Raw genomic sequence first — 24,198 nt, 5'->3', positions numbered from 1 at the left:
GTTAGAGGCCGAGATCGCGGCCGATGACTTCGCGCATGATTTCGTTGGAGCCCGCCCAGATCTTGGTGACGCGGGCGTCTTTCCAAGCACGCGCGACGCGATATTCGTTCATGTAGCCGTAGCCGCCGTGGATTTGTACGCAGTGGTCGAGGATGTCGTTCTGGACAGTGGAGCTCCACCACTTGGCCTTGGCGGCGTCGACGGCGGTCAGTTCGCCGGCGATGTGGGCGGCCACGCAGGCGTCGACGTGAGCCTGGGCGACGTCGAGTTTGGTAACCAGTTCGGCGAGCAGAAATTTATTCCATTGCATGGAGCCGATGGTCTTACCGAATGCCTTGCGTTCCTGGGCGTAGGTAACGGTTTCTTCGAGGATGCGGCGAGTGTGGGCGAGGTAGGCGACTGCGCCGCTGATGCGTTCCTGGGGGAGCAGGTTCATCATGTGGATGAATCCGCGGTCGAGTTCGCCGATAATGGCCGTGTCGTCGACGCGGACGTCTTCGAAGAACAATTCGGCGGTGTCGGATTCGGGTTGGCCGACCTTGTCGAGTTTGCGGCCGCGGGTGAAGCCGGCAGTGTCGGCGTCCACGGCAAACAAGGTGATGCCCTTGGAGCCCTTTTCCCGTGTGGTGCGGGTAGCCACGATGATCAGATCAGCTTGGGTGCCGTTGGTGATGAAAGTCTTGGAGCCGTTGATAACCCAGGTTGCGCCGTCTTTGACGGCGGTGGTCTTCAACGCGGCCAGGTCCGAGCCGGCCGATGGTTCAGTCATGGCGATGGCGGTGATGAGTTCGCCGGTGCAGAATTTCGGTAGCCAGCGTTGTCGTTGTTCTTCGGTGGTCAGGGAAACCAGATATGGTGCGACGACGTCGAATTGGATACCAAACGACGATGCGGCCGCGGCGCTGGAGCGGGCTAGCTCTTCGCCGAGTACGGCATTGAACCGGTAGTCGCCAGCGGCGCTGCCGCCGTACTGTTCGGGAACCTCCAAACCCAGGTAGCCGTTGGCGCCGGCCTCGAGCCAAATCTCGCGATCGATGTAGCGCTGCTCGATGAACTTCTCCTCGTTGGGCACCAGATGACGGTTGACGAACTCCCGTACCGAATCCCGGAACGCATCATGATCCGAATCGAACAAACTGCGCCGCATATGGAAGTACCTTTCAGGCGTGGTTGACAGTCATACGCCGGACCGTCGGTAATTAAGCTGCGCACGGCGTTGCACAGGTCGGCGGACACAAACAATCGCGAGCGGGGCCACACCCGGCGGGCTCGGCGAACCGCCGCCCATGAACGGAGTCAGACCGACCACCGTCTCGACAGCCCGAATCCCGCCGTCGGGCTTGCCACGATGAGATCACATGTCAGCGCGATTTCGAACGCCGTGGGCGATGTAAGAGATAGTACTCTCTATCAGAGGCAGGGCAAGAGTGTGGTGCGACTGCCCCATCCATCAGCCGGACCGCCCGGGGCGGTCCGGCCACGCACGGCAACGGCCCCGACACGTGCGCCACACGAATTCGGGGTGTATCACAGTGACGCGGAGCGAATCTCACCTTCGAGCGGTCACGACCGCATCACTTCGGGTGCACAGGCGCTGAAGCAGAGGTCTGGTCGGCGATCCAGTCGTTGTAGAAGTCTGGCATCTCGGAGGCGCGCCCGTGGAAGTCGGGTTTCCGTTTCTCGAGGAAGGCGGCGACGCCTTCCTTGCCGTCGCCGATGCTGGTCCAGAACATGGCGAGCGAGTCGATTCGGTGGGCCTGGTCGGGGTGCGTCAGAGTGGCGTTGCGTCGTACCATTTGCCGGCTCAGGGCCACGGCGACGGGGGAGCGGTCGCGGGTCCAGGCGTCGGCGACCGCGACGGCCCGGGTCAGCAGGTGCTCGCCGGGGTGGATTTCGTCGACGAGTCCGACGGCCAGCGCGGCTTCGGCGTCGAGGATGTCGGCGCGCAGGGCCAGGTCGAGCGCCGCGGAGGGGCCGACGAGTCGGGGTAGGTACCAGGTCGAGCAGGCCTCGGGCACGATGCCGATGCGGCCGAAGACGAGCCCGATGCGGGCGGAGGTGGACATCAGTCGGCGGTCCATCGCCAGTGTCATCGTGGCGCCGATGCCCACGGCAGGGCCGTTGAGGGCGGCGATGACGGGTTTGCGGCAGTCGTGGATGGCGAGTGTGCAGCGGCCGCCGGTGTCGCGGACCGCGGCGATGGCCGGATCGTCGAGGTCGGCCATGTCGCTCAGGCCTGGCGTGCGCTCCTCGTCGAGGCCGAACACGTTGCCCTCGCCGCTGAGGTCCATGCCGGCGCAGAACGCCCGACCGGCGCCGGTGACGATGACGGCGCGGACGGAGTCGTCGTCGTTGACGGTGCGGAACGAGTGCTCGAGTTCCTCGGCCATCGTGACGGTGAAGGCGTTGAGGTGTTCGGGTCGGTTCAGGGTGATCGTCAGGATGCCATCGGTGACATCGTGCCGGATTGTCTGGAAGTCCATGGTCAGACCTTCTGGGATGCGGTCGAGCCGGCTGCCGGGAAGGAGTGGCCGAGGCCGGCGATGATGCGGTCGGCCTCGTCGATGATGTCGTCGACGATGTCCTGGCAGCTTTGCACGGAGTCGATCAGGCCCTGGGCCTGGCCGGCCCACCACATGCCGTCGTGCATGTCGCCGTGGGTGAGGACGCGGTCGCGTCCGCGTGCTCCTGAGGCGAGGTCGGCGACGTCGGCGAAGGTGGCGCCGGGTTGTGCGGAGCGGCGGGCGATTTCCTCCGAGATCGTGTTGCGGGCCACTCGGGCGGTGTTGTTGAACTCGCGGAATACCAGTTGGGTCGCGCGTTCGTCGTTGGCGACGATTTGGTCTTTGACGTTCTGGTGGACGGGGGCTTCGGTGGAGGCGACGAAGCGGGTGCCCATGTTGACAGCGGAGGCGCCCAGGGCGAGGGCGGCGACCAGGCCGCTGCCGGTGGCGAAGCCGCCGCTGGCGATCAGGGGGATCTGAACCTTGCGGGCGGCTGCGGGGATGAGGACGAGGCCGGGGATGTCGTCGTTGCCTGGGTGGCCGGCGCACTCGAAGCCGTCGATGCTGATGGCGTCGACGCCGATCGCTTCGGCTTTGAGGGCGTGCCGCACGGCCACCGCCTTGTGGATGACTTTGATGCCCGCTTTCTTGAACGCGGCGACATGCTCGGCGGGGTTGGCGCCGGCTGTCTCGACGATGGTGATGCCGCTGTCGATGATCGCTTCGCGGTACTCGTCGTAGGGCACGGGGGTGAGCGTCGGGAGGATCGTGAGGTTGACGCCGAACGGGCGGTCGGTCATGGTTCGGCAGCGTGCGATCTCCTTGGCCAGGCCTTCGGGAGTCGGTTGGGTGAGCGCGGTGAGGAAGCCGAGGGCTCCGGCATTGGCCACCGGCGCGATCAGGTCGGCGGTGCCGACGGCGGTCATTCCACCGCACACGATGGGGTGCTCGATCCCGAATTCCTCGGTGAACCGTGTCGAGAGCATGGCGTCCTTTCATTCGTGACGAGCCCGGCCGGGCTCGTGGGTTGTTCGCGTCAAAGAACTGATCAGCCCACCCGGCGGAGCCACCCGAGCATTCGATGCACCGAGAGGTGCAGTGCGAGAAGGGTGTGCGAGACACGTTGGAACCGACCGGCGTCATGGGGAAGTCGCCATTTTCGCTCCCCATGCCTCCGCCGCTCTCATACGATAGAGAGTGAGTACTATCAGGTCAAGGATGCGTCTTGCTGAGCGTGATGCCGGCCGATGTCGCATCATTGACGTGAAAGCGAACGCTCTCTATCGTTTGAAATCGCCGACCGAATTGCGGGGTGCCCCGGTGCAACCTGCGTGACGAGCACTGGGTCGGCCCGCGAATCCAGCCTCGTCTGAAGGAGAGCACCACATGAATACGCTTGCAGGAGACCTGGCGCGTGCGCTGGGCAATGTCGAGGCGATGCAGGAACTGTATGCCGACGACATCAGCTGGACACTGCCTGTCACCCTGGGTCGGATCGGCGGTACCCACGAGGGCAAGGACGCCGTCCTGCAGTTCAACAAGATCTCCTTGGGGCCCTACAGCAAGTCCGCGGGCTTCAAGGTCGACATTCATCACGAGTTCGGTGACGGCGAATACAGCGTGGCCCGCTTCACCTGCAGTTCGACCGTCTCGGCGACCGATGAGGAATACGTGAACGAGTACGTGCTCTTCGCGCGTGGGCGTGACGGCAAGATCACCGAGGTCGTCGAGCACCTCGACACGCTCAAGGTCATGCACTACGAGGGACTGCGAACCTTCCTTCCGCGTATCTCGGGGGTCGTCGTCTCATGAGTGTGTTGAACCGGACGTGGCGCGTCGCGGGCATGCCCAGCGAACATCTGGAGACCTCCCACTTCTCGTTCGAGACCGCGGACCGGCCCGAGGCGGGCGACGGGCATGTGCTGTGTCGGGTGCTGTGGATCTCGATGGACGCGGCGCAGCGAGCCTGGTTCCAGGCGGCCACCTATCGTGCTGCGATCCAGGTCGGCGATGCCATGCCCGGGTTTTCGCTCGCCCAGGTCGTGGAGAGTCGCTGCGATGATTTCGCGGTCGGCGATATCGTCGCCGGTGATCTTGCATGGCAGGACTACGTCGTCGCCGAGCCGAGCGGCCTGCGTCGGATCGTTCCGAACCGGCCACTGTCCAACTACCTCAGCGTCTTGGGAATCACCGGCCTGACCGCCTACTTCGGCCTGCTCGACATCGGCGAGGCCAAGCCGGGGGAGACCGTCGTGGTCTCCGGGGCGGCCGGCGCAACGGGCACCCTTGTCGGGCAGATCGCGAAGCTACAGGGGTGTCGTGTGGTCGGCATCTGCGGGAGCCCTGAGAAGCAAGAGTGGCTCACGTCGGAACTCGGATTCGACGCGGCGGTGAGCTACCGTGACGAATCGTTCCGGAAATCACTGCGCGAAGCATGTCCCGACGGCATCGACGTCTTCTTCGACAACGTCGGTGGCACGACGCTCGACACCGTTCTCGGGTCCATGGCGTACCGCGGTCGCGTCGTCTGCTGCGGCGTCGTCTCGCAGTACGACACCACCACTCCCGTGCGCGGTGCGCGTGGTGTCCCCGGCGTGCTGATCATCAAGAGCATCACGATGCGCGGATTCCTGGTGATGACAGACTTCGCCGATCGGTGGGACGAGGGGCTGAAGGTGCTGGAGGGGTGGCTCGACGACGGTTCACTGAAGGTCCGCGAGGACATCCTCGAGGGACTCGAGAAGGCTCCGGAAGGCCTCATCGGGCTTCTCAACGGGAACAATGTCGGCAAGCGAATGATTCACGTGGCCGACCCGTCCTGACTTCGAGCAGGCGGCATCGGCGACACGATCGAGCGGTGGTTGAGCACCGCGAGCTTCGCGACGCCGAAACGCCGCGGCGGACTGGCGTCGGGACCGAGCCAGTCCGCCGCGGTGTTTCGGCCAGCCGGTCGTCGGCGCCGACCGTGTGCGCCGGATCGAAATCGGTTGGGCCCTCGCCTTCACACCTTGCGGTGGCGCGACCAAACAAATTGAATGGCCGCCCGCGGCCCGAGTAGATGGTTTCCATCCATGAATTCACACGAGCACCGCAGATGGCTGCAGAGGCGACATGCCGCGTGGGTCGAGGTCGACCGTAAGCACAAGCATCGCGACACCGACGCGGAGTTCCTCATCGAGTTCGCCAGTAGGTGGGCTCCATACGGGGGCCCTAGCGACGAAGAGATCCTCGTTCACTTCGGCCTGACAAGGCCCCGCTTCATCGAGCGTTTGTGGCAAATCGTTCCTGAATCCCACTGCGCTCACGAGGAGACACTTAAGTTTGCGAACGTATACCCGCGTCGGCGTCACCTGCGAACAAACACGCGTCCACGCTGAGTGGTGTGCAGTCCACTCTGGAGCCGTGCTCGTCGCACACGAACGGGGCGTGCACAACGGGTCATGCCGTAGACGCCGATGGTGACCGGATCGCGCTCGACGGCTTCCGCTTCGTTTGCGCCTGAACCACGAGAGCGTCGCCGCTAGGCAAGTAAGGACGAGGGCCGTCGCCATCCGACCGGGAGTGCGCCCAGGGCCGGCGTCCGTCGAGCTCACATCAGCATCGCCCATGCCCTGAGCCGGCAAATGGTGCGACGCAACGCTGACGCACCCCGACGAGGCCCACCGGATCGATTCGCTTGCCATGTTCTGGACCAGCATCGGCGACGGCGAGGAAGGCGTCGCCGCCTTCCTCGAGAAACGGAAGCCGGATTTTCGAGGACGCGCATCCGAGATGCCGCAGTTCTACAACGACTGGATCGCGAACCAACCCTGACCCCCGACTGCCCGCAACACCGAACTGACACCCCACCAAAACCGCACATGAGACCCGGGCGCTCGCCACTGAGTCTCATAACGCCAGGGCGCCACGACGCTCAGAATTCGGGCGACGACAACCCCGTGACTGCGGACGCCTTGATTCCGGGAAGTCCCCTCCGCATGGGTGGCGGGGTGATCGAGGATCGGCGCGGACAACGACGTTTCGAGATCATCGAAACGGTCTGCACCAAGACACGGTGGCGGGATCTCGACCGCGAAGGAAGGGCGCCCACTTTGCTGTCACCCCCTACCACTCACGGTATTGACGCGGTAGTGATCGCTCTCTATCGTAGCGGCCGTGGCATTAAGCGAGAGGCAGACATCACACATGCAGAAAACCAGCACCGCCGACACATCTACCGGTGAGGCGTTCGAACGCGCGCTGCACGCGAACACACTGTGCGAGGCGTTCCAGATCACCGCGGCCGCCCGCGCCGACCAGGTTGCCGTCCGCACCGCTGATGACAGTGTCTCGCTGACGTTCGGCACCCTCGCCGAGCGGGTGCGGCGGGTCGCGGCCGGTCTCGCGGCCCTCGGCCTCGAACGCGGGGACACGGTGGGCATCATGCTCACCAACCGGCCCGAGTTCCATCTCGTGGACCTCGCTGCGATGCACCTTGGCGCCCTTGCATTCTCGATCTACAACACCTCGGCGCACGATCAGATCGAGTACCTCTTCGCCGACGCCGGCAACCGCATCGTCATCACCGAGCGTGCCTTCGTCGACCGGCTGACCGCCGTCCGCGACGGCGGCACGCCGATCGACCACATCATCGTCGTCGACGGCGCGCCGGACGGCACCCTGAGCCTCGAGGAGGTGGAGGCTGCCGGCGACCCGCACTTCGACTTCGAGGCAGCCTGGTCTGCGGTCGGCCCCGACGACCTCCTCACCCTGATCTACACCTCCGGCACCACGGGTCCACCCAAGGGAGTCGAACTCACCCACCACAACATGATGACCAAGATCCGTGCTCTGCAGCAGATCTTGCCGGTCACGCCGGGGGGCCGCACCATCTCGTTCCTGCCCGCCGCGCACATCGGTGATCGGTGGAGCGGACACTATTCGCCGCTGGCGGTGTGGGGTTTCACCGTCACCACGTGCGCGGACGCACGCAAGGTGATGGAGATCGCGCAGCAGCTTCGCCCGACGGTGTTCCTGCCGGTGCCGCGGATGTGGGAGAAGGCGAAGGCGGCCGTGGAGGCGGACATCGACGCCGACCCCAACGTAGCGCGCCGCACGCTGACCCGTTGGGCCATCGACACCGGGATCAAGAAGGCCCGCACCGAGCAGGACGGCAGGTCCGTCGGCCCGATACTCGACCTACAGGCGAAAATCGCCGACACGCTCGTCGGCTCGAAGATCCGCCGCAAGCTCGGGCTGGACCAGTCCGAATGGTTCCTCACCGGATCGGCGCCCACCCCACGCCACGTGTTCGAATTCTTCGCGGCCATCGGAATCCCGATCTGCGAACTGTGGGCCATGAGCGAGACGTCCTGCGTGATGACCGTCAACCCGAAGGACCGCAACCGGGTGGGCACGGTCGGAGTACCGATCCCCGGGCTCGAGGTCAAGCTCGCCCCCGACGGAGAGCTCCTCGTGCGCAGCCAGACCGTGATGCGGGGCTACCGCAACAAACCCGAACAGACCGCCGAGGCCATCGATTCCGAGGGGTGGCTGCACACCGGCGACATCGGCACGATCGACGACGACGGCTACGTGCGGCTGGTGGACCGCAAGAAGGACATCATCATCAACGCCGCCGGCAAGAACATGTCGCCCGCGAACATCGAGACCTGGCTCAGATCCTCGAGCCCCCTGATCGGCCAGGCGGCATGCATCGGCGACGGCCGACCCTACAACGTCGCGCTGATCACGCTCGACCCCGACGGCGCCGCCGGGAAAGCGGCAGACGATCCCGCCACCATCGCCGAGGTCGCGGCCGGTGTGGAGCTCGCCAACAGCCACCTCTCCCGCGTCGAACAAATCAAGAAATTCACGATCGTCGCCGAGCCGTGGCTACCCGGCAGCGACGAACTCACCCCCACCATGAAGATCAAACGCAGAAACGTCGTCACCAAGTACGCCACACAGATCGAGGAACTCTACGCGAAGTAACCATCGCATCAGCGCGGAAACAGCTCCCACAACCCCACCGGTGAAAGCGCACGCCGGGTCCCACCACTGATCGTCGAGCCGCCCCGACCCAGGGCTCACAGATCAGCTTCTCCTGTGGGCGGAAGTAGTTTGCCAGAAACGACTGCAGCGCCCATACCAGTGGAGCTCCAACAGTTCTGTCTCGGTGTCGTAGCGGTGGTAGCCGATCACGGTCCGCACGATCGCCCAGCCCGTCTGCTCTGCGTGGCGGCCGTCATATCGATTTTCTCGGCCTCGGTGCGCATGCTGCGGTCCCGCCCAGTCCGGCGATAAGTATCGATGACGATCGGCGTCCAGACGATCCCCGGCGGTGTTGCCGTCGTCGTGGACACCGGTCGATCCCGAACAACCTCGGCCGCGCCGTCCCGGCCGACCAATTCGACACCGGCACATAGCTTTTCAGCAATACGCTCGGCCCGGTCAACCACGCCCTCACGCTGACGTTTCCTGCATTCGACAACCAGACGGCGGTCGCCGGCGGGCACCGACGTGTCTCACCGCAGCGCGGCGGTATCGTTGTCGATGCGAGTCCGTGGCGGCGCAGGATCCCCACCAGCTCGGGCAGAACCGAGGCCGGCCGCTTGCCCGCACACCCATCCGACACCAGTCACTAGAACATCAGTGCCGCAATCCCTTTCGGTTCGTACCGTGACGTGCGCGCGGCGGTCGGGGACGATTTTCGCCCAGCAGCGGACCCCCTGCACCTTGCCGCCAGTTACACAGGCCTTCTGTGATGAAATCCACGCACATCATTGACAAGAGAGATTGCTCACTCTACTGTCGAAAGTGTGCTGATCACGACGACTCCCGGTCAGACCCCACGAGGGAGCCTGACCGTCGACCCGATCACCGAATAAGCACACCCGCGCACCCCGCGCGATCCCGCAAAACGTTCACCCGGCGAAGAGTTCGAGGTCTGCGCCGCTGACGAACCGTTTGCATTTTTGGCCCACCAGATCACAAGGAGCTCACCAATGCCGCTGTGGCAGCTGTTCACCCCGGAGAACGCCTACACCTCCGAAGAGAAGGCCGATATGGCCCGGAAGATCGTCGACCTCTACTCGTCTGACTTCTCGCAGGAGAACTTCGGCTTCGTGCTGCCGAAGTTCTACACCTCGGTGATCTTCCACGAGATCAAGGCCGAGTCTTTTTTCGTCGGCGGGGAGCCGCGCGACCAGTTCCTCCAGATCGAGGTCGTCCACATCGCCCGTACGGTCGAGACGTCCGCCGCCAAGTTGGGCATCACGCCCGAGGAGACACTTCGGCGGTACTTCGAGCAGATGGACAAGGTGCTGAAGCCGTACATCGCGGACCGGGGGTACGAGGTGGAGTTCCACGCCGAGCCCGCGCCGTTCGAGACGTGGCGGATCGACGGCATGGTCCCGCCGGAGCCGTGGTCCGAGGACGAACTGCGCTGGGGCAAGGACAACAAGAGCTCGCCGTACGGGCATTACGCGAGGGCCTGATCACCCAGCCACATGCCCCGGGGTGCGTGCCGCGATGCGGCACGCACCTCCAACCATCCTGAGAAGCATTCACATGACGTTTACTGAAAGCGAGACGCCGATGCGCGAAGATATCGAGTTCGACGCTGAGGGTGTGACGCTGCGCGGCTGGTTCTACAAGCCCGAAGGCGTGTCCGGTGAGGTGCCGTGCGTGATCATGACGCACGGATTTTCGTGCACCAAGGAAATGGGGCTCGAACCCTACGCCGAGGCGTTCAGCGCCGCGGGGCTCGCCTGCGTGGTCTACGACAACCGCGGGTTCGGTGCCTCGGACACCGCCCCGGGCAAGCCCCGGCAGGAGATCGACCCGTGGGACCAGGTCCGCGACTACCAGCACGCGATCACCTACGCACAGGCCCGGCCCGACGTCGACGCCTCACGCATCGGGGTGTGGGGCTCGAGCTACGCGGGCGGCAACGCCTTCGTCGTCGCGGCGATCGACCGTCGCGTGAAGGCCGTGTGCGGTCAGGTGCCGGCGGTCGCAGGGCGGCGCACCTTCGAGGCGAACGTTCCGAAGGAGTTCTGGCCGGCCGCGTGGGACGGGCAGGCCGCCGATCGCCTCGCGCGAGCCCGAGGAGAGGCTCCCGCGATGATCCCGGTGGTCACCGCGGACCCGACACAGCCGGCCGTCATGCCGACGCCCGATGCCTACGCGTTCTTCTCGGCCTACGAGGGCACCGCGTGGCGCAACGAGGTGACGCTGCGCTCGACGGAGCTGGGCTACGAGGCCGGTGAGTTCCTCAAGTTCGTCGCTCCGACCCCGCTGCTCATGGTGATCGCCGAGGACGACAACGTTGTGACGCCGGCCGAGTGGGCCACGGAGGCCTACGAGACCGCGGCCGAGCCCAAGCGTCTCGTCTCGATCCCCGGCGGCCACTTCGACGCATACACCGGTCACCCCTTCGAGCTCTCCTCGGGCGCGGCACGCGACTGGTTCCTCGAACACCTGGCGCAGAAGGTGGTCCCGGCACCAGTCTGAGATCCGGGTCTGTCATCGCGGCGGCCTCACTTCGTTCCCCCGGCAAGGCGCGGGCACGAGGAGAGGTCGCCGCGATGCTGTCTGTGATCGACGCCGACCCCTGCGAGCTGTCTCGAGGCAGAGGCCCCCTCATCGGGCAGCCGGCGGCCCGCCGTCACCAGCCTGGCCTTCGTCGGTGGCCGGTTTCGCGGTGAGCGCGCGGCGTCGGAACGGTGCGCCGACCGTAATCTATGGCCTGCTCGTCGTCGCCGTCAGTGCCGGATCGCTTGTCCAGCACGGACGCAACCCGTCAAGGCAGGCCTACCCGCACGACGTGCCGATCGCGGCGCTGCTCGCCTACATAGCTGCTGACATCAAACATCACCTCGGCGTCTCCGGTTTCGCCACGCACGCTGTCGTCGACCAGCATTCGGTCGTACCCGTCGGAGACGACGTCCCACCCGACATCGCCGCCGTACTCGGGTGCGCCGTCCTCACTGGTGGCGGCGCGGTCATCAACGCCGGCCGCCCGACCCCGGGCCAAGCGGTCATGGTCGTCGGGCTCGGTGGTGTCGGCATGGCGGCGCTGATCACCGCGCTATCCCTCGGGGAGGGTGAGGTGATCGGCGTCGACTCGAATCCCGACAAGCTCACCCAGGCAACAAAGTTGGGTGCGTCCGCGACCTACACTCCCCAAGATGTCGCCGAGCTGAACATCCAGGCGCCGATCGTCATCGAGGCGGCAGGGCACCCACGTGCCTTCGAGACCGCCCTCGCCGCCACCGCCCCCCGGCGGCACCACCGTCACCGTCGGCCTCCCGGCCCCGGACGCCCGGTCGTCGATCTCACCGCTCGCACTGGTGGCCGGCGCGCGGACCATCATCGGCAGCTACCTCGGCTCCGCGGTACCGGCCCGCGACATTCCAGTCTTTGCGCAGCTGTGGCGCGACGGGAAACTCCCGGTCGAGAAGCTGATCTCGTCGCGGATCACGCTGTCGGACATCAACTCCGCCATGGACTAACTCGCCGACGGCAACGCAATTCGGCAAGTCATCATCTTCGACGAGAAGTGAGGAAACCTTGACCAGCACCCAGACCTCCCAGCAGGCGCTACTCGAGACCGTCCCGACCGGACTGTACGTCGGAGGGCGGTGGCGCCCGTCCGGCGGCAACCAGAGCGTCCCTCTGCAAGTTCATCGGTAGCGACGTCATCGTCGTCATCTGACGCATGTTTGGCCGCTGCGACTCAGCCGGTGCGGGAATCGTCGGACAGTGGGGAGCGGGCCAGGAGCGAGAACGGGGCTTCGGTGATTCGCTGCAGGCTTGGTCACGCTGTCAGTGGGAGACGAATCTGGTTCAACACCTTGATGTTACGCTCGCGCTCGGAGTTCTAGGCCGCAACTTGCTCCTCTGGTGGGATTGCGCAAGCGAGCGGGCGGTGCGAATGGCGAGATCGCCGCTACGTAAGGGCGGTGTGGAGTTCGTGGGAAAGTTGTAGCAGGGCGCGTCGCTGGGAGATCCAGCCGTCGGACTTCGCGAGTTTCATGACGGCCTTCTCGACGGTTCCGCGCTCGCCGATCAGGAATTCGACGGCCTTGGCGTCATCGATGACGTCGAAGTCGCGGCGGCCGACGTTCTCGATGACCGCCGCGGCGAGTAGGGTCTCCCAGTCCTTGGCGACCTCGTCCTTGACCTGACACTGTTAATGAAATCCTTGCTGACAAGGCGCTGTTCAATCATTTCATTACGCAACACACTTTCATTCCCCCCCACCCGTCCGCAACTCGTGCGGACCGACATGACGGAGAAATGAAGATGAGCGCTGAGGCAGTCGATGTACGCGAAAGTCCTACCGTGGCAGATTTCACGGTGCGTCGTGCGGCTACCACACGGTGGTCCGACAACGACATGTACGGTCACCTGAACAATGCCGTGTATTACCAGCTCTTCGATGCAGCGATCAACGGCTGGATCATCGAGCATTCCGGCCTCAACCCGATAGCGGCTCCGGCCGTAGGCGTCGTCGCCGAGTCCGGATGCCGGTATTTCGAGCAGCTGCAGTTCCCGCAGGCCCTGGAAGTGGGAATCCGTGTGGCCAGGCTGGGCCGCACGAGCGTCACCTATGACCTCGGGCTCTTTCCGGCCGGGCTGCCCGAGACGGCGGCGATCGCCGCGCGGGGCCGGTGGGTGCACGTCTATGTCGACCGTGACACCAGGCGCCCGGTGCCGATCCCGGACGTGCTGCGGCGGCTGTTCGAATCGGCCACCGGATAGCCGCGGCATCGCAGGGATGGTTTCGCGGCCACGGCATTGCTCTCCCTCGGCATCGACATCGCCCGCTGGTATCGGGGCGAGGGCCAGTGGAGCCCAGAAGACATCGCCAACCACGACGCCGAAATCGCCCTGCGCATCGTCGGTGCCTAGTGGTACGCGGTGCGGCCTGCGAGGCACGCCGTGGTGATCTTCGGTCGAACGGCCTACGCTGGCTCTTCACGGCAAGCGCAACCTGCCCTCACCGCTACGCGCAGAGGAGCTGATCGCTTGGCGGGGACTGTGGAGGCCACGTCAGATTGGTCTGCCACTTCAGTGAGCCGCGTTGTCGACGCGATAACCCGGGGGTAACGTGTCCGGCACCTGGTCGTTGCTCAGGTGGTGCGAGTGGAGTGTGTCATGGCAGTACGGTCTGGGAATGGACCGTCCGGTGTTCCAGCGGAGCTGACCAGTTTCGTCGGCCGCCGGACGGAGGCTGCTGAGGTACGGACACTCCTATCGACTGCGCGGCTGGTGACTCTCGCCGGCGTAGGCGGCGTCGGGAAGACGCGGCTAGCGCTGCGGGTGGCAAGCGACGTCCGCCGCGCGTTCCCCGACGGGGTCTGCCTGGTCGAACTGGCAGCCTTGAAGGATGCGGCCCTGTTGCCACACACCGTGGTGAACGCACTCGAGTTGCTGGAGCAGTCCACGAGGCCTCCCACAACCGTCCTGGCGGACCATCTACGCGGTCGGCAGATGCTCCTGATCATCGACAATTGTGAGCACTTGCTGCAGGCTGTCGCTGACCTCGCTGAGCTTCTGCTCAAGATGGCACCGGAATTGAAGATCCTCGCTACCAGCCGGCAAGCCCTCCGGATCACCGGCGAGCACATCTATCTTGTCCCACCTCTCCCAGTCCCAGACCCGAGAGCTCCGCACACACCTGGCATGGCTACCGGCTTTCCGGCAGTTTCTCTGTTCGCCGACCGAGCCTCGTCGGCAGTGCCCGGCTTCACCATCAGTCCTGCCAATGAAGCGGCAGTCATTCGCCTCTGTCACAGGCTGGAAGGTATCCCGCTCGCGATCGAGCTGGCCGCCGTCCGACTGCGCGTGCTGGATGTCTCGGACCTTGCAAATCGGCTGGACAGCAGGTTCGAGTTACTTCTTTCGGGGAGCAGGAGTGCACCGAAACGGCATCAGACCTTAAAGGCACTAATCGACTGGAGCTACGACCTCTGTGCCGTGCGCGAGCAGGAATTGTGGGCGCGTGCCGCAGTCTTCGCAAACGGCTTCGGACTCAGTGCCCTCGAAGCCGTCTGTGCGGACGAACAAATTCCCCCCGAGACCATTCTCGACACGGTTGCCGAGTTGACCGAAAAGTCAATCTTCGTGCGCGAGGAGCATGGGGGACGCGTCCGTTTCCGCATGCTCGAGACCATTCGAGAGTACGGGCAGGCTCGGTTACGTGAGAGCGGATCCGAACCGGTGTTTCGCCGCCGCCATAGGGACTGGTGCCTCCAGCTGGTGGAGCAAGCCGCCACCGAATGGTTCGGCCCACTACAGGAGGACTGGGCGAGTGTTCTTCAGGACGAGCACGCGAACCTGCGTGGCGCACTCGAATACTCCCTCACGGAGCCAGGCGAGATCGGCGTCGCCCTTCGCATGGCTGGTCTTCCTTGGTTCATGTGGATCGCTCTCGGATTCATGACTGAGGGTCGCCACTGGATCGAACGGGCCCTTCAAGCAGACAAGACGCCCAGCCACGAGCGCGCCTGGGCCTTAGCGACCTGCGGTTACATCACAACCCTCCAAGGGGATACGGAAGCCCAAGCAGCGCTTCTCGCGGAAGCCCATCGGCTTGCCGTCGAACTCGACGACGATGCCGCTCGCGCCTACGCGACGCACTTGCTCGGAATGCAGGGCAACTTCAGTGGAGAGCTCGCAGCCGGGATTCCGCTATTCGTCGAAGCCCTGGAACGCTACGCCGCCGTCAACGTACCCCAGGACTATCCCAATTCACTTCGCATTCCACTCGCCATCACGTACTTGCTGTTGGGCGAGTTGGACAAGGGCTCGGCCGTGGTCGACGAACTCGATCGGCTGTGCGACGTAGCCGGGGAACGCTGGCTCCTCTCGTATGCGAAATGTGTCCGCGCCTTCCTCTACTTACTGAGTGGCCGCCTAACGGAAGCAGAGTCACTTCTGCTTGATGCACTGAGAGTCCGACGGCCCATCCACGACAACTTCTGGCGTGCGATGGCTTTGGACTTCCTTGGTTGGGTCACCGTCGCGAAGGGCAATAGCAAACGCGCAGCAGTGATTCTGGGCGGCGCCGACACGCTCTGGCAGACTATCGGTGCGCCGTTATTCGGATCAATCCAACTCCAGGCCCGGCGCCGACAATTCGAGGCTACCGCAAGAAAGGCCATCGGCGACGACGCGTTCGACAGTGCCTTCAAGCGCGGACACGGCCTAGACGGAAACGCTGCGGTGGCATTCGCCTTGGGCGAACCCCTCCGCGAGCGGCAACGGGCCGGCGCAGGTCGCTCCGAAGCGGAGCCAGACCCCAGCGAGCTTACCCGGCGCCAGCGTGAGGTTGCCGAACTGGTGACGGACGGATTGACAAACGGTGAGATCGCCTCACGGCTCTTCATTTCGCCGCGTACCGCCGAAGGACATGTGGAAAATATCCTGACCAAGTTGGGCTTCACGTCCCGTGCGCAGATCGTGAACTGGGTGGCAGCACAGCGATTCGCATCGATCAACGACTCCCGCTAGCTGCTCGCGTAACCGCCCGCTGAATTGGCACCGGCACCGGGGGCGCGACGAGCGCACGCACTTAATACTGCAACGACAGATTGTGATGCCGATGTTTGGAGTGGCTGGCGCGCGCTCCGGCCTGGCTGGCGCGGCGCCAGTTCGATCGGTGCCAGACATGCACGCGGACGTGTTCGACCGGACAGGCGGCGCGGCCCGAACAATCGCCGTATCTCGTTGACTGTCAGAGGTATTAGTTGATCCGCTGCCACGCGGTCGGCGGTAGGTCGACGATCACGGCGTGGGCTCGGCGCTGACGCAACTCCATCGAGATCACCATCTGCGACTTCGGGACGGCGAGAACATGGGCCGCACCGCGGGATTCGAGCCAAAGCCGGACCTTGCCGACCTGCCCGTAGGCCCCGTCGCCGGTGAACCATCCGGATGGCACCCGGAGTCGAGTGTGCGTTCGATCATCGTCTGCGCCAGTTCGGGTTTCGTCGCGAAAGCCACCTCGTCGCCGATCCCGGCGGCCCGGCACTGATCGTGGTCCTCGGTCCAGGCCCTCGGCAGGTGCAACTCGCGATCGATCAGCGCCCGACCCCGGCCGGAGGCGTAGGCAAGAAATACCCGATCTGACTGTTCTCGATCCGCCCGGCCGTGCCGGAATACTGCCGGCCACCCCGGCAGAGCGGGTGCCCTTCTTCAAAAATGCTTTCTCGTCCACGATCAACACGCCTTGTCCGCGGCACCGGCCGCCTCTGCAGTGTTCATCCGTTCTTGCGTTCGACCTCACCGAGCAGTCCGCGCACAGAGGGATGGGTCGTACTGGTGACATGTCTGATCCTCGGGTTCTGGTTCGCCACTCCGGCGATTACCGGCTGACAACGCATCCACCGTCTGTCACACGGCTCGCGGCCGCAGAGCGACGTCTCCTCGCGAACCGACTCCTTCACAGCTTCTTCAGGCGCCTGCCAAGGAGTCGGTTCGCGTCGTAGACATGTTGCAGTGCTATGGATTTCACACCTTCGGGCGCTGTCGTGGCGATCCCGACGGGTCGAGCCCGCGGACCTCTGCATCCTCAAGACCTGACCGTCGCGCGGCGGTTGCGGCGCCGACGACCCCTTCCGATGATAGAGAGCGATTGCTATAGTGCGTTGATGACTACTTCCCCCCTGCCTCGAATCCGTCAAGCCGTACTTGTTGCACGTGACCGCGAATCTGCCGTCAAGGCGCTGCGGGCTCAGCTCCCACTCGGTGACCCGTTCAACGATCCCGAGGTCGAACAGTTCGGAGTCCACAACGCGGTGATGCCGCTCGGTGACACGTTCGTCGAAGTGATCTCGCCGTTCGAGGAGGGGACCGCGGCAGGCCGCCATCTCGATCGGCTCGGCGGTGACGGCGCCTACATGGTCATGTTCCAGGTCGACGACATCGCCGCCGCCCGTGCGCGAATCGACCAGCTCGGCGTGCGCACCGTCTACGACCTGGAACGCGACGGCGACACCGACATTCATCTCCACCCCGGCGACGTGCCGGGCGCGATCGTGGCGATCGACTCGATGAAGCTGCCGGAGTCGTGGCGCTGGGCGGGCCCGAAATGGATCGCAACGGCACCGACCGAGCTCGGTCCGGGGCGCGTGACCGGAGCGACGATGACCGCCCGCGAGCCCGCTGCGCTGGCGAAGACATGGGCAGCCGTCCTCGGCGTGGACGCCGATGGTGACCGGATCGCGCTCGACGGCGGCGAGCTCCGCTTCGTCCCGGGCGAGCGCGATGGTATCGCCGCCTTCCATATCGCCGGAGTAACTGCCGACACCTCGATCGGCGACTTCCGCTTCGTGTACGTGTAAACCCGGGCCCGGTGGGACAGTGGACCCGTCAGGAGCGGGCGGCCACGATGTGGAGTGCCATGTCGGCGTACTCCTTGCCGATCTGGTCGGGCGTCCAGCGGCCGCCCTCGCGGTACCAGCGGGCGAGGTCGATGCCGAGAGAGAGCAGGGCGGTCGCGGCGAGCCGCGGGTCGCGTGGGTGAAACTCGCCGGCATCGACCCCGCGCGCGACAAGTGCGCGGATCTCGTCGTCGATCTCCCGCCGCAGTCGGCGGATCACCGCGAGGTGGTCTGGTGTCAACGCACCGATCTCGTAGTTGATGACCCGCGCTCCTACGTGGTCGCGGGCGTGGTGGGTGGCGAAGTCGTACACCACTCTGCGGAGTGCGTCGACAGGGTTGTCAGTGGCCGCGATGGCTCCCCGGATGAGCCGCAGGGTGTCGTCGTGTCCCTCCTTGGAGATCAGGTAGAGCAACTCCTCTTTCGACTTGTGGTGCACGTAGAGCGCTGCCGGGCTCATGCCGGCTGCCGAAGCGATGTCACGCGTCGTCGTTCCGTGAAAACCCTTCTCGGCGAACGCAGTGACCGCGGCCTCGAGCAGGCGGGCGCGCGACGTTTCGGCGCGGGAGAGGGCAGTCTGTTCTGTCATCGCGATTCCATTGTCTCTGTCGGCAGGGGCGTCGTCGAGGTGGGCGTCGACGAGCGGGGGGCTTGGTGGCGCGGCTCACACAATTGCCGTCGGCTGCCCGGTTGACGGGCCGCCGTACCGTGCACCATAGTAGCGATTAAGCAAGCGCTTAGTCACTTACGTGCCAGTCGCTCAGGGAGGCTGCAACACCGATGCCCGAAGCCGTGATCGTCTCCGCCGTCCGCTCGCCGATCGGGCGGGCCGTCAAGGGTTCGTTGAAGGACATTCGTCTTGACGGCACGGTGACCGCGGGCAACGCATGTCCGCTCAACGACGGTGCCGCGGCGCTGAGCGTCATGAGCGACACGAGAGCCGAGGAGCTGGGTCTCACGCCGCTGGCTCGGATCGTCTCGACGGCGGTCACCGGCCTCTCCCTGGAGATCATGGGCCACGGGCCGGTGGGCGCAATCCCGGCTGCGCTGCGCAACGCGGGGTTGACCCTGGCCGACATCGACCTGTTCGAAATCAACGAGGTGTTCACGGTCCAGGCGCTCGGATCCGCGCAGCAGCTCGGTATCCCGCTGGAAAAGCTCAACGTCAACGGCGGCGCAATCGCCGTCGGCCACCCGTTCGGCATGATCGGAGCCCGCATCGCCACCACGCTCATCAACTCCCTGCAGTGGCACGACAAGCGCTTCGGCGTCGAATCCATGTGTGTCGGTGGCGGTATGGGCATGGCCATGGTCATCGAACGTCTGAAGTATGAGGAACTGACATGAACAAGCGTTTCGAGGGTAAGACCGCGATCGTCACCGGAGCGAGCCGCGGTATCGGCCTCGCCATCGCCGAGCGGCTGGTCGCCGACGGCGCCCGCGTCGTCATCACGGCGCGCAAGAAAGAGGCCCTGGACGAGGCCGTGACCCACCTCGGCGGTCCGGATGTCGCGCTCGCCGTCGCGGGCCGCGCCGACGACGCGGACCACCAAGGCGACGCGGTGCGGCAGGCGGTCGAGACCTTCGGCAGCATCGACTTCCTGGTCAACAACACCGGGATCAACCCCGTCTACGGTTCGCTCGTCGACCTCGACCTGGCGGCTGCTCGCAAGATCGTCGAGGTCAACTGCATCGCCGCGGTCTCCTGGGTCCAGCAGGTGCACAAGGCCTGGATGAAGGACAACGGCGGCGCGATCGTCAACGTCTCGTCGCTCTCGAGTATTCGTACGGCGCCCGGGATCGGGTTCTACGGCGCCAGCAAAGCCATGCTGAACTCGCTCACCGAATTGATGGCAGTCGAACTCGGGCCGGACATCCGGATCAACGGGGTCGCTCCGGCGGTGGTGAAGACGCGGTTCGCCACGAAGCTGTACGAGGGCCGCGAGGACACGGTCACCGCGGCGTACCCCCTAAAGCGGCTCGGCGTACCAGAGGACATCGGCAGCGTCGTCTCCTTCCTGCTCTCCGACGATGCCGCATGGGTCACCGGACAAACCGTCGTCGTCGATGGCGGCGTCAGCCTCCAGAGCATGGGTGAGTGAGCCGGTGCGAGAAATCGATGCGGTCCTCTTCGACTACGGCGGCGTACTCACCGGTCCGGTGCGGGACTCGATCGCGGCGTGGCTAGCCGCGGACGGAATCGAACCTGAATCGTTCTCACGTACGTTGCGTGCCTGGATGTCCCGTGATGCCGAAGACGGTACGCCGGTCCATCGGCTGGAGACCGGTGCGCTCCCGGCCGCGGCTTTCGAGGCGTTGCTCGCGGCAGAGTTGCAGACCACTGACGGGCGCGTAGTCACGCCGGAGGGAATGCTCAGCCGGCTGTTCGCGGGTATGCAGGCCGACTCGGCGATGTTCGAACTGGTCGAAGACCTGCGCGAAACCGGTCTCGAGGTCGGCCTTCTCTCCAACAGTTGGGGCAACACCTACCCGCGCGCACGAATTGACGAACTGTTCGATCCGGTCGTGATCTCCTGCGAGGTGGGACTCCGCAAACCCTACGCCGCCATCTACGAACTGGCCGTCGACAAACTCGGCGTACCCGCCGACCGGGTGCTCTTCCTCGACGACGCCGAGCCCAACGTGGTCGGTGCGCGGGCAGCCGGCCTCCAATCCATGCTGCACATCGACCACGCGTCGACGCGCGCCGCCCTGGCCGAACTGGTGCCAGGCCTCAATTCCCACCCCACAGGAGTTCCCGCATGACCACACCCACCACGACCCGGACCGCCATCGTGACCGGAGCCGCCCGCGGCATCGGAGCCGGCGTCGCACAGCGCCTCGCCGCCGACGGCCTCGCCGTTGCAGTCCTCGACCTCGACGAGACCGCCTGTAAATCCCTTGTGGCCGAGATCGAGACGGCCGGGGGCCGGGCACTTGCGGTCGGCGTCGACGTCGCCGACGAGGAGGCGGTCCAGGCCGCGGTCGAGCGGGTCGCCGCCGAGCTGGGCGAGCCGACCGTCCTGGTCAACAACGCCGGCATCCTCCGGGACAACCTGCTCTTCAAGATGACCACCACCGACTGGGACGCGGTGATGAACGTCCACCTGCGTGGCACTTTCCTCATGACCCGTGCCGTGCAGGGTTACATGACCAAGGCGAACTGGGGTCGCGTGGTCAACCTGTCGAGCACCTCCGCGCTCGGTAACCGGGGCCAAGTCAACTACGCCGCAGCGAAGGCCGGGATCCAGGGCTTCACCAAGACGGTGGCCCTCGAGCTCGGCAAGTTCGGCGTGACCGCGAACGCCATCGCGCCAGGGTTCATCGAGACCGAGATGACCAAGGCCACCGCGGAGCGGATGGGCGTGCCGTTCGACGACTTCAGGGCCTTCCTGGTCAAGGAGATCCCGGTCGGGCGCGCCGGCCAGCCTGCCGACGTCGCGCACGCGGTCTCGTTCTTCGCCAGCGAGGGCGCCGGCTTCGTGTCCGGTCAGGTGCTTTACCTCGCGGGCGGGCCGAAGTCATGAGGGTCTTCGACGGCATGCGGGTGACGATCGAACGGGACGGCAGCGGCACTCCGGCCTGCGTGGCCGACATGCTCGCGGTCGTGGTGCCGTGATGGAGACCGCACAAACACCCCTCGGCCTCGATCTCGACACACTCGGCGCGTGGTTCGCGTCCGAAATCCCGGGCTCCGGCAGCGATCTGCGGGCGACCCTGATCGCCGGCGGGAGATCCAATCTGACCTACATCGTGACCGACGGCCGGCAAGAATGGATCGTCCGTCGGCCACCGCTCGGTCACGTGCTCGCGACCGCCCACGACATGAACCGCGAGTACCGGGTCATGTCGGCGCTCCAGAACACCGGGGTACCGGTCCCCCGGACCTTCGCGTTGTGCACCGATTCTGCGGTGCTGGGCGCGGATTTCTATGTCATGGAGCGGTGCGCCGGTACGCCGTACCGCACCGCGTCCGAGCTCGAACTGCTCGGCACCGAGCGGACTCGTACGATTTCCGAACGCCTCGTGGATACGCTCGCCGCGCTGCACGCGGTCGAGCCGGCGTCGGTCGGGCTCGGTGATTTCGGGCGCCCGCAGGGGTTCCTCGGTCGCCAGGTGGCACGCTGGAAGAAACAGCTCGACGCCTCGTACACCAGGGACCTGCCCGCCGCCGACGAGCTACACCGCAGACTCGTGGAGTCAGTGCCGGCCGAGTCCGCCGCCGGCATCGTGCACGGCGACTTCCGGCTCGACAACGTCCTGGTCGGCGACACCGACCAGGTGGCCGCCGTCCTCGACTGGGAGATGGCCACCCTCGGCGACCCGCTGACAGACCTGGCGCTGATGCTCGTCTACTTCCGTCTCGACGCAGATGCAGATACCGGCAGCGACTCGGTGAGAAACGTGTCGGCTGCGCCCGGCTTCCTCGACGAGCGCGCGGTCATCGAGCGGTACTCCTGCGGCAGCGACCGCGACCTCTCCGGCTTCGGCTTCTATCTCGGCCTCGCGGCCTTCAAGCTCGCCGCGATCCTCGAGGGCATCCACTACCGCCACCTCCACGGCCAGACCGTCGGCGGCGGCTTCGACGGGGTCGGCGAATCGGTCCACCTGCTGCTCGACGCAGGCCTCAACGCACTGAAGGAGAACACCTGATGGGCAAGCTCGAGCAACGCTTGACGTGGGAATACCCGACGCACCTGTACCTGAAGAAGGTGAAGGCAGACCAGGCGTTCGGCACCGCAGGCGCACACCGTGCCGCGCTCGCCGGCCTCGTCGACCTCACGGTGGGGGAGACGCGATGATTGTCGGAGTGCTGAAGGAGGCGCGTGCCGGGGAGACTCGGGTCGCGGCAACGCCGACGACCGTCACCGCGCTGCAGAAGCTCGGTTACCAGGTGGTGGTCGAGCCCGGCGCCGGCGAACCTGCCGGCTTCACCGACGGCGCGTACGCCGAGGCGGGCGCCGAGCTGAGGGATCCGCTCACGGCCGACGTGATCATCGGGGTGAACCCACCGACGCTCGCGCAGCGGGACCGGTTGCAGCCGGGTGCCACGCTGATCGCGATGCTCAACCCGCGGCTCGACGACGGAATCGTCGCGGACCTGGCGCAGCGTCCGATCACGGCGCTGTCGATGGACGCCGTGCCGCGGATCTCACGCGCACAGTCGATGGACGTGCTGTCCTCGATGGCGAACGTCGCGGGCTACCGCGCCGTGGTGGAGGCCGCCCACGAGTTCGGCCGGATGTTCACCGGGCAGGTCACCGCGGCCGGCAAGATCCCGCCCGCGCGGGTCTTCGTTGTCGGAGCGGGCGTCGCCGGACTCGCCGCGATCGGTGCTGCGTCCGCCATGGGCGCGATCGTGCGTGCTTTCGACGTGCGCCCGGAGGTGGCCGAGCAGGTCGCGTCGATGGGCGCGGAGTTCGTCGAGATCGACTTCGAGGCCGAGGTCAGCGCCGACGGTTATGCCAGGGAGATGACCGCCGAGCAGGAGATCGCCACCGCGGCGATGTACGACGAGGAGGCGCGTGCGGCAGACATCGTCATCACCACCGCGCTGATCCCGGGTCGCCCCGCCCCGAAGCTGATCACCGAGGAGACCATCGCCGCCATGCGCAACGGCTCGGTGATCGTCGACATGGCTGCGGCCAACGGCGGCAACGCCGCGTTGACGAAGACCGATGAGCGCGTCGTCAGCGACAACGGCGTCCGAATCCTCGGCTACACCGATTTGGCAGGCCGGCTCGCCGCCCAGGCGTCACAGTTGTACGGCACCAACATCGTCAACCTGCTCAAGCTGCTCACGCCCGGTAAGGACGGGGAGCTCGTCCTCGACTTCGATGACGTCGTGCAGCGTGGCATCACCGTCGTGCGGGACGGCGAGTCGACCTGGCCGCCACCGCCCGTACAGGTCTCGGCCGCACCCCGCACGCCCGCCGCGGAAACTGTCCCCGCCGCCGAACCGAAGGAACCGATGAGCCCGGGCAAGCGGCTCGGCGTCGTCGCGGCGGTGGCTGCGGTTCTGTTCCTGCTGATCGGCGTCGCACCTGCGCAGCTCCAGCTGAACCTGACCGTGTTCGCGCTGGCGATCGTGATCGGCTACTACGTGATCGGGCACGTGCACCACGCGTTGCACACCCCGCTCATGTCGGTGACCAATGCAATCTCCGGGATCATCGTCGTCGGCGCCCTGCTGCAGATCGGCAAGGGCGACACCGCGATCACGGTGATCTCGTTCGTAGCAGTCCTGTTGGCCTGCATCAACATCTTCGGCGGGTTCGCGGTCACGCGTCGCATGCTCGCCATGTTCTCCAGGAGCTGAC

19 protein-coding genes and 7 pseudogenes are annotated in these 24,198 nt (G+C 65.6%); 18 read left to right on the top strand and 8 right to left on the bottom strand.

What is annotated here, in order from left to right; genetic code table 11:
• Position 1: 1 nt before the first annotated feature.
• From JQT59_RS32110 to JQT59_RS32100, 4 genes and pseudogenes are all read right to left on the bottom strand, one after another.
• Positions 2 to 1,147 carry an acyl-CoA dehydrogenase family protein gene (locus JQT59_RS32110; RefSeq protein WP_213573436.1) on the bottom strand — a complete coding sequence of 382 codons (1,146 nt, stop codon included), beginning with the start codon at positions 1,145 to 1,147 and terminating at the stop codon, positions 2 to 4.
• 132 nt (positions 1,148 to 1,279) lie between these two features.
• Positions 1,280 to 1,395 (bottom strand): annotated as a pseudogene (locus JQT59_RS37380) (enoyl-CoA hydratase/isomerase family protein); the annotation flags it as partial.
• Between the two features lie 179 nt (positions 1,396 to 1,574).
• Positions 1,575 to 2,483 (bottom strand): crotonase/enoyl-CoA hydratase family protein, encoded by a 909-nt coding sequence (locus tag JQT59_RS32105; protein ID WP_213573435.1) that lies wholly within the window; start codon positions 2,481 to 2,483, stop codon positions 1,575 to 1,577.
• 2 nt (positions 2,484 to 2,485) lie between these two features.
• Positions 2,486 to 3,490, bottom strand: a complete 1,005-nt coding sequence (locus tag JQT59_RS32100; RefSeq protein ID WP_213573434.1) for an NAD(P)H-dependent flavin oxidoreductase — start codon at positions 3,488 to 3,490, stop codon at positions 2,486 to 2,488.
• A 400-nt stretch (positions 3,491 to 3,890) separates the two neighbouring features.
• Here JQT59_RS32100 and JQT59_RS32095 point away from each other — a divergent pair, with 400 nt between their 5' ends.
• The 4 genes and pseudogenes from JQT59_RS32095 to JQT59_RS32080 all read left to right on the top strand — a co-directional run bounded on the left by JQT59_RS32095 (position 3,891) and on the right by JQT59_RS32080 (position 8,477).
• Positions 3,891 to 4,316, top strand: a complete 426-nt coding sequence (locus JQT59_RS32095; RefSeq protein WP_213573433.1) for a nuclear transport factor 2 family protein — start codon at positions 3,891 to 3,893, stop codon at positions 4,314 to 4,316.
• Positions 4,313 to 5,326: an NADP-dependent oxidoreductase gene (locus JQT59_RS32090; protein ID WP_213573432.1), complete on the top strand. Its 1,014-nt coding sequence runs from the start codon at positions 4,313 to 4,315 to the stop codon at positions 5,324 to 5,326. Before JQT59_RS32095 ends, JQT59_RS32090 begins: the two co-directional genes overlap by 4 nt.
• A gap of 777 nt (positions 5,327 to 6,103) precedes the next feature.
• Positions 6,104 to 6,317: pseudogene (locus tag JQT59_RS32085) on the top strand (enoyl-CoA hydratase); the annotation flags it as partial.
• A 372-nt stretch (positions 6,318 to 6,689) separates the two neighbouring features.
• Positions 6,690 to 8,477 (top strand): AMP-dependent synthetase/ligase, encoded by a 1,788-nt coding sequence (locus JQT59_RS32080; protein WP_213573431.1) that lies wholly within the window; start codon positions 6,690 to 6,692, stop codon positions 8,475 to 8,477.
• A gap of 206 nt (positions 8,478 to 8,683) precedes the next feature.
• Here the strand turns inward: JQT59_RS32080 and JQT59_RS32075 are convergent, their stop codons facing one another.
• The gene (locus JQT59_RS32075; RefSeq protein WP_213573430.1) at positions 8,684 to 9,001 is read right to left on the bottom strand and encodes a hypothetical protein; all 318 of its coding nucleotides are present in this window, start codon (positions 8,999 to 9,001) and stop codon (positions 8,684 to 8,686) included.
• 489 nt (positions 9,002 to 9,490) lie between these two features.
• Between JQT59_RS32075 and JQT59_RS32070 the strand changes: the two genes are divergently transcribed.
• From JQT59_RS32070 to JQT59_RS32045, 6 genes and pseudogenes are all read left to right on the top strand, one after another.
• Positions 9,491 to 9,982 carry a tautomerase family protein gene (locus JQT59_RS32070; protein WP_213573429.1) on the top strand — a complete coding sequence of 164 codons (492 nt, stop codon included), beginning with the start codon at positions 9,491 to 9,493 and terminating at the stop codon, positions 9,980 to 9,982.
• A 100-nt stretch (positions 9,983 to 10,082) separates the two neighbouring features.
• Positions 10,083 to 11,000, top strand: coding sequence for an alpha/beta hydrolase (locus JQT59_RS32065; protein ID WP_213578278.1), 918 nt, complete (start codon positions 10,083 to 10,085; stop codon positions 10,998 to 11,000).
• A gap of 352 nt (positions 11,001 to 11,352) precedes the next feature.
• Positions 11,353 to 12,001 (top strand): annotated as a pseudogene (locus JQT59_RS32060) (zinc-binding dehydrogenase); the annotation flags it as partial.
• A gap of 793 nt (positions 12,002 to 12,794) precedes the next feature.
• The gene (locus tag JQT59_RS32055; RefSeq protein ID WP_283254030.1) at positions 12,795 to 13,253 is read left to right on the top strand and encodes an acyl-CoA thioesterase; all 459 of its coding nucleotides are present in this window, start codon (positions 12,795 to 12,797) and stop codon (positions 13,251 to 13,253) included.
• Positions 13,254 to 13,283: 30 nt separating this feature from the next.
• A pseudogene (locus JQT59_RS37825) lies at positions 13,284 to 13,403 on the top strand (TetR-type transcription factor C-terminal domain-containing protein); the annotation flags it as partial.
• A 246-nt stretch (positions 13,404 to 13,649) separates the two neighbouring features.
• A complete protein-coding gene (locus tag JQT59_RS32045) occupies positions 13,650 to 16,007 on the top strand; it encodes a LuxR C-terminal-related transcriptional regulator (RefSeq protein ID WP_213573427.1) in 2,358 nt (785 codons plus the stop codon).
• A 232-nt stretch (positions 16,008 to 16,239) separates the two neighbouring features.
• Here the strand turns inward: JQT59_RS32045 and JQT59_RS38505 are convergent, their stop codons facing one another.
• Entirely contained in the window at positions 16,240 to 16,437 is a 198-nt protein-coding gene (locus JQT59_RS38505; protein ID WP_502939756.1) for a hypothetical protein, read from the bottom strand.
• Between the two features lie 53 nt (positions 16,438 to 16,490).
• A pseudogene (locus tag JQT59_RS38500) lies at positions 16,491 to 16,676 on the bottom strand (hypothetical protein); the annotation flags it as partial.
• Positions 16,677 to 17,146: 470 nt separating this feature from the next.
• Here JQT59_RS38500 and JQT59_RS32035 point away from each other — a divergent pair.
• On the top strand, positions 17,147 to 17,839 hold the full coding sequence (locus tag JQT59_RS32035; RefSeq protein WP_213573426.1) for a VOC family protein: 693 nt from the start codon (positions 17,147 to 17,149) through the stop codon (positions 17,837 to 17,839).
• Between the two features lie 28 nt (positions 17,840 to 17,867).
• On the opposite strand, the gene JQT59_RS32030 is transcribed toward JQT59_RS32035, so the two are convergent.
• Positions 17,868 to 18,467 (bottom strand): TetR/AcrR family transcriptional regulator, encoded by a 600-nt coding sequence (locus JQT59_RS32030; RefSeq protein ID WP_213573425.1) that lies wholly within the window; start codon positions 18,465 to 18,467, stop codon positions 17,868 to 17,870.
• Between the two features lie 266 nt (positions 18,468 to 18,733).
• Here JQT59_RS32030 and JQT59_RS32025 point away from each other — a divergent pair.
• From JQT59_RS32025 to JQT59_RS31990, 7 genes and pseudogenes are all read left to right on the top strand, one after another.
• Positions 18,734 to 19,225 (top strand): annotated as a pseudogene (locus JQT59_RS32025) (thiolase family protein); the annotation flags it as partial.
• The gene (locus tag JQT59_RS32020) at positions 19,222 to 19,980 is read left to right on the top strand and encodes an SDR family oxidoreductase (RefSeq protein WP_213573424.1); all 759 of its coding nucleotides are present in this window, start codon (positions 19,222 to 19,224) and stop codon (positions 19,978 to 19,980) included. The pseudogene JQT59_RS32025 and the gene JQT59_RS32020, both read left to right, overlap by 4 nt.
• Positions 19,973 to 20,644: an HAD family hydrolase gene (locus tag JQT59_RS32015; protein ID WP_249353993.1), complete on the top strand. Its 672-nt coding sequence runs from the start codon at positions 19,973 to 19,975 to the stop codon at positions 20,642 to 20,644. The genes JQT59_RS32020 and JQT59_RS32015 overlap by 8 nt, the downstream gene beginning before the upstream one ends.
• Complete coding sequence (gene fabG, locus JQT59_RS32010) at positions 20,641 to 21,405, top strand: 3-oxoacyl-ACP reductase FabG (protein ID WP_213573422.1); 765 nt, start codon at positions 20,641 to 20,643, stop codon at positions 21,403 to 21,405. The genes JQT59_RS32015 and fabG overlap by 4 nt, the downstream gene beginning before the upstream one ends.
• A gap of 91 nt (positions 21,406 to 21,496) precedes the next feature.
• Entirely contained in the window at positions 21,497 to 22,531 is a 1,035-nt protein-coding gene (locus tag JQT59_RS32000) for a phosphotransferase family protein (RefSeq protein WP_213573421.1), read from the top strand.
• A gap of 20 nt (positions 22,532 to 22,551) precedes the next feature.
• A pseudogene (locus JQT59_RS31995) lies at positions 22,552 to 22,680 on the top strand (acyl-CoA dehydrogenase); the annotation flags it as partial.
• Positions 22,677 to 24,197: a Re/Si-specific NAD(P)(+) transhydrogenase subunit alpha gene (locus JQT59_RS31990; RefSeq protein ID WP_213573419.1), complete on the top strand. Its 1,521-nt coding sequence runs from the start codon at positions 22,677 to 22,679 to the stop codon at positions 24,195 to 24,197. The pseudogene JQT59_RS31995 and the gene JQT59_RS31990, both read left to right, overlap by 4 nt.
• Position 24,198 lies beyond the last annotated feature (1 nt).

Origin of the sequence: Rhodococcus sp. USK13, assembly GCF_018343855.1 — a bacterium.
GTDB classification, from domain to species: domain Bacteria; phylum Actinomycetota; class Actinomycetes; order Mycobacteriales; family Mycobacteriaceae; genus Rhodococcus_F; species Rhodococcus_F oxybenzonivorans.
The sequence above is the reverse complement of the archived record's forward strand: the minus strand, read 5'-3'. Positions and strand labels throughout refer to the sequence as shown.

Excerpts from the sequence above, each read along its gene's own strand:
- JQT59_RS32110 (WP_213573436.1), bottom strand. The coding sequence starts at position 1,147 with ATGCGGCGCAGTTTGTTCGATTCGGATCATGATGCGTTCCGGGATTCG.
- JQT59_RS32105 (WP_213573435.1), bottom strand. The coding sequence starts at position 2,483 with ATGGACTTCCAGACAATCCGGCACGATGTCACCGATGGCATCCTGACG.
- JQT59_RS32100 (WP_213573434.1), bottom strand. The coding sequence starts at position 3,490 with ATGCTCTCGACACGGTTCACCGAGGAATTCGGGATCGAGCACCCCATC.
- JQT59_RS32095 (WP_213573433.1), top strand. The coding sequence starts at position 3,891 with ATGAATACGCTTGCAGGAGACCTGGCGCGTGCGCTGGGCAATGTCGAG.
- JQT59_RS32090 (WP_213573432.1), top strand. The coding sequence starts at position 4,313 with ATGAGTGTGTTGAACCGGACGTGGCGCGTCGCGGGCATGCCCAGCGAA.
- JQT59_RS32080 (WP_213573431.1), top strand. The coding sequence starts at position 6,690 with ATGCAGAAAACCAGCACCGCCGACACATCTACCGGTGAGGCGTTCGAA.
- JQT59_RS32070 (WP_213573429.1), top strand. The coding sequence starts at position 9,491 with ATGCCGCTGTGGCAGCTGTTCACCCCGGAGAACGCCTACACCTCCGAA.
- JQT59_RS32065 (WP_213578278.1), top strand. The coding sequence starts at position 10,083 with ATGCGCGAAGATATCGAGTTCGACGCTGAGGGTGTGACGCTGCGCGGC.
- JQT59_RS32055 (WP_283254030.1), top strand. The coding sequence starts at position 12,795 with ATGAGCGCTGAGGCAGTCGATGTACGCGAAAGTCCTACCGTGGCAGAT.
- JQT59_RS32045 (WP_213573427.1), top strand. The coding sequence starts at position 13,650 with ATGGCAGTACGGTCTGGGAATGGACCGTCCGGTGTTCCAGCGGAGCTG.
- JQT59_RS32035 (WP_213573426.1), top strand. The coding sequence starts at position 17,147 with ATGACTACTTCCCCCCTGCCTCGAATCCGTCAAGCCGTACTTGTTGCA.
- JQT59_RS32030 (WP_213573425.1), bottom strand. The coding sequence starts at position 18,467 with ATGACAGAACAGACTGCCCTCTCCCGCGCCGAAACGTCGCGCGCCCGC.
- JQT59_RS32020 (WP_213573424.1), top strand. The coding sequence starts at position 19,222 with ATGAACAAGCGTTTCGAGGGTAAGACCGCGATCGTCACCGGAGCGAGC.
- fabG (WP_213573422.1), top strand. The coding sequence starts at position 20,641 with ATGACCACACCCACCACGACCCGGACCGCCATCGTGACCGGAGCCGCC.
- JQT59_RS32000 (WP_213573421.1), top strand. The coding sequence starts at position 21,497 with ATGGAGACCGCACAAACACCCCTCGGCCTCGATCTCGACACACTCGGC.
- JQT59_RS31990 (WP_213573419.1), top strand. The coding sequence starts at position 22,677 with ATGATTGTCGGAGTGCTGAAGGAGGCGCGTGCCGGGGAGACTCGGGTC.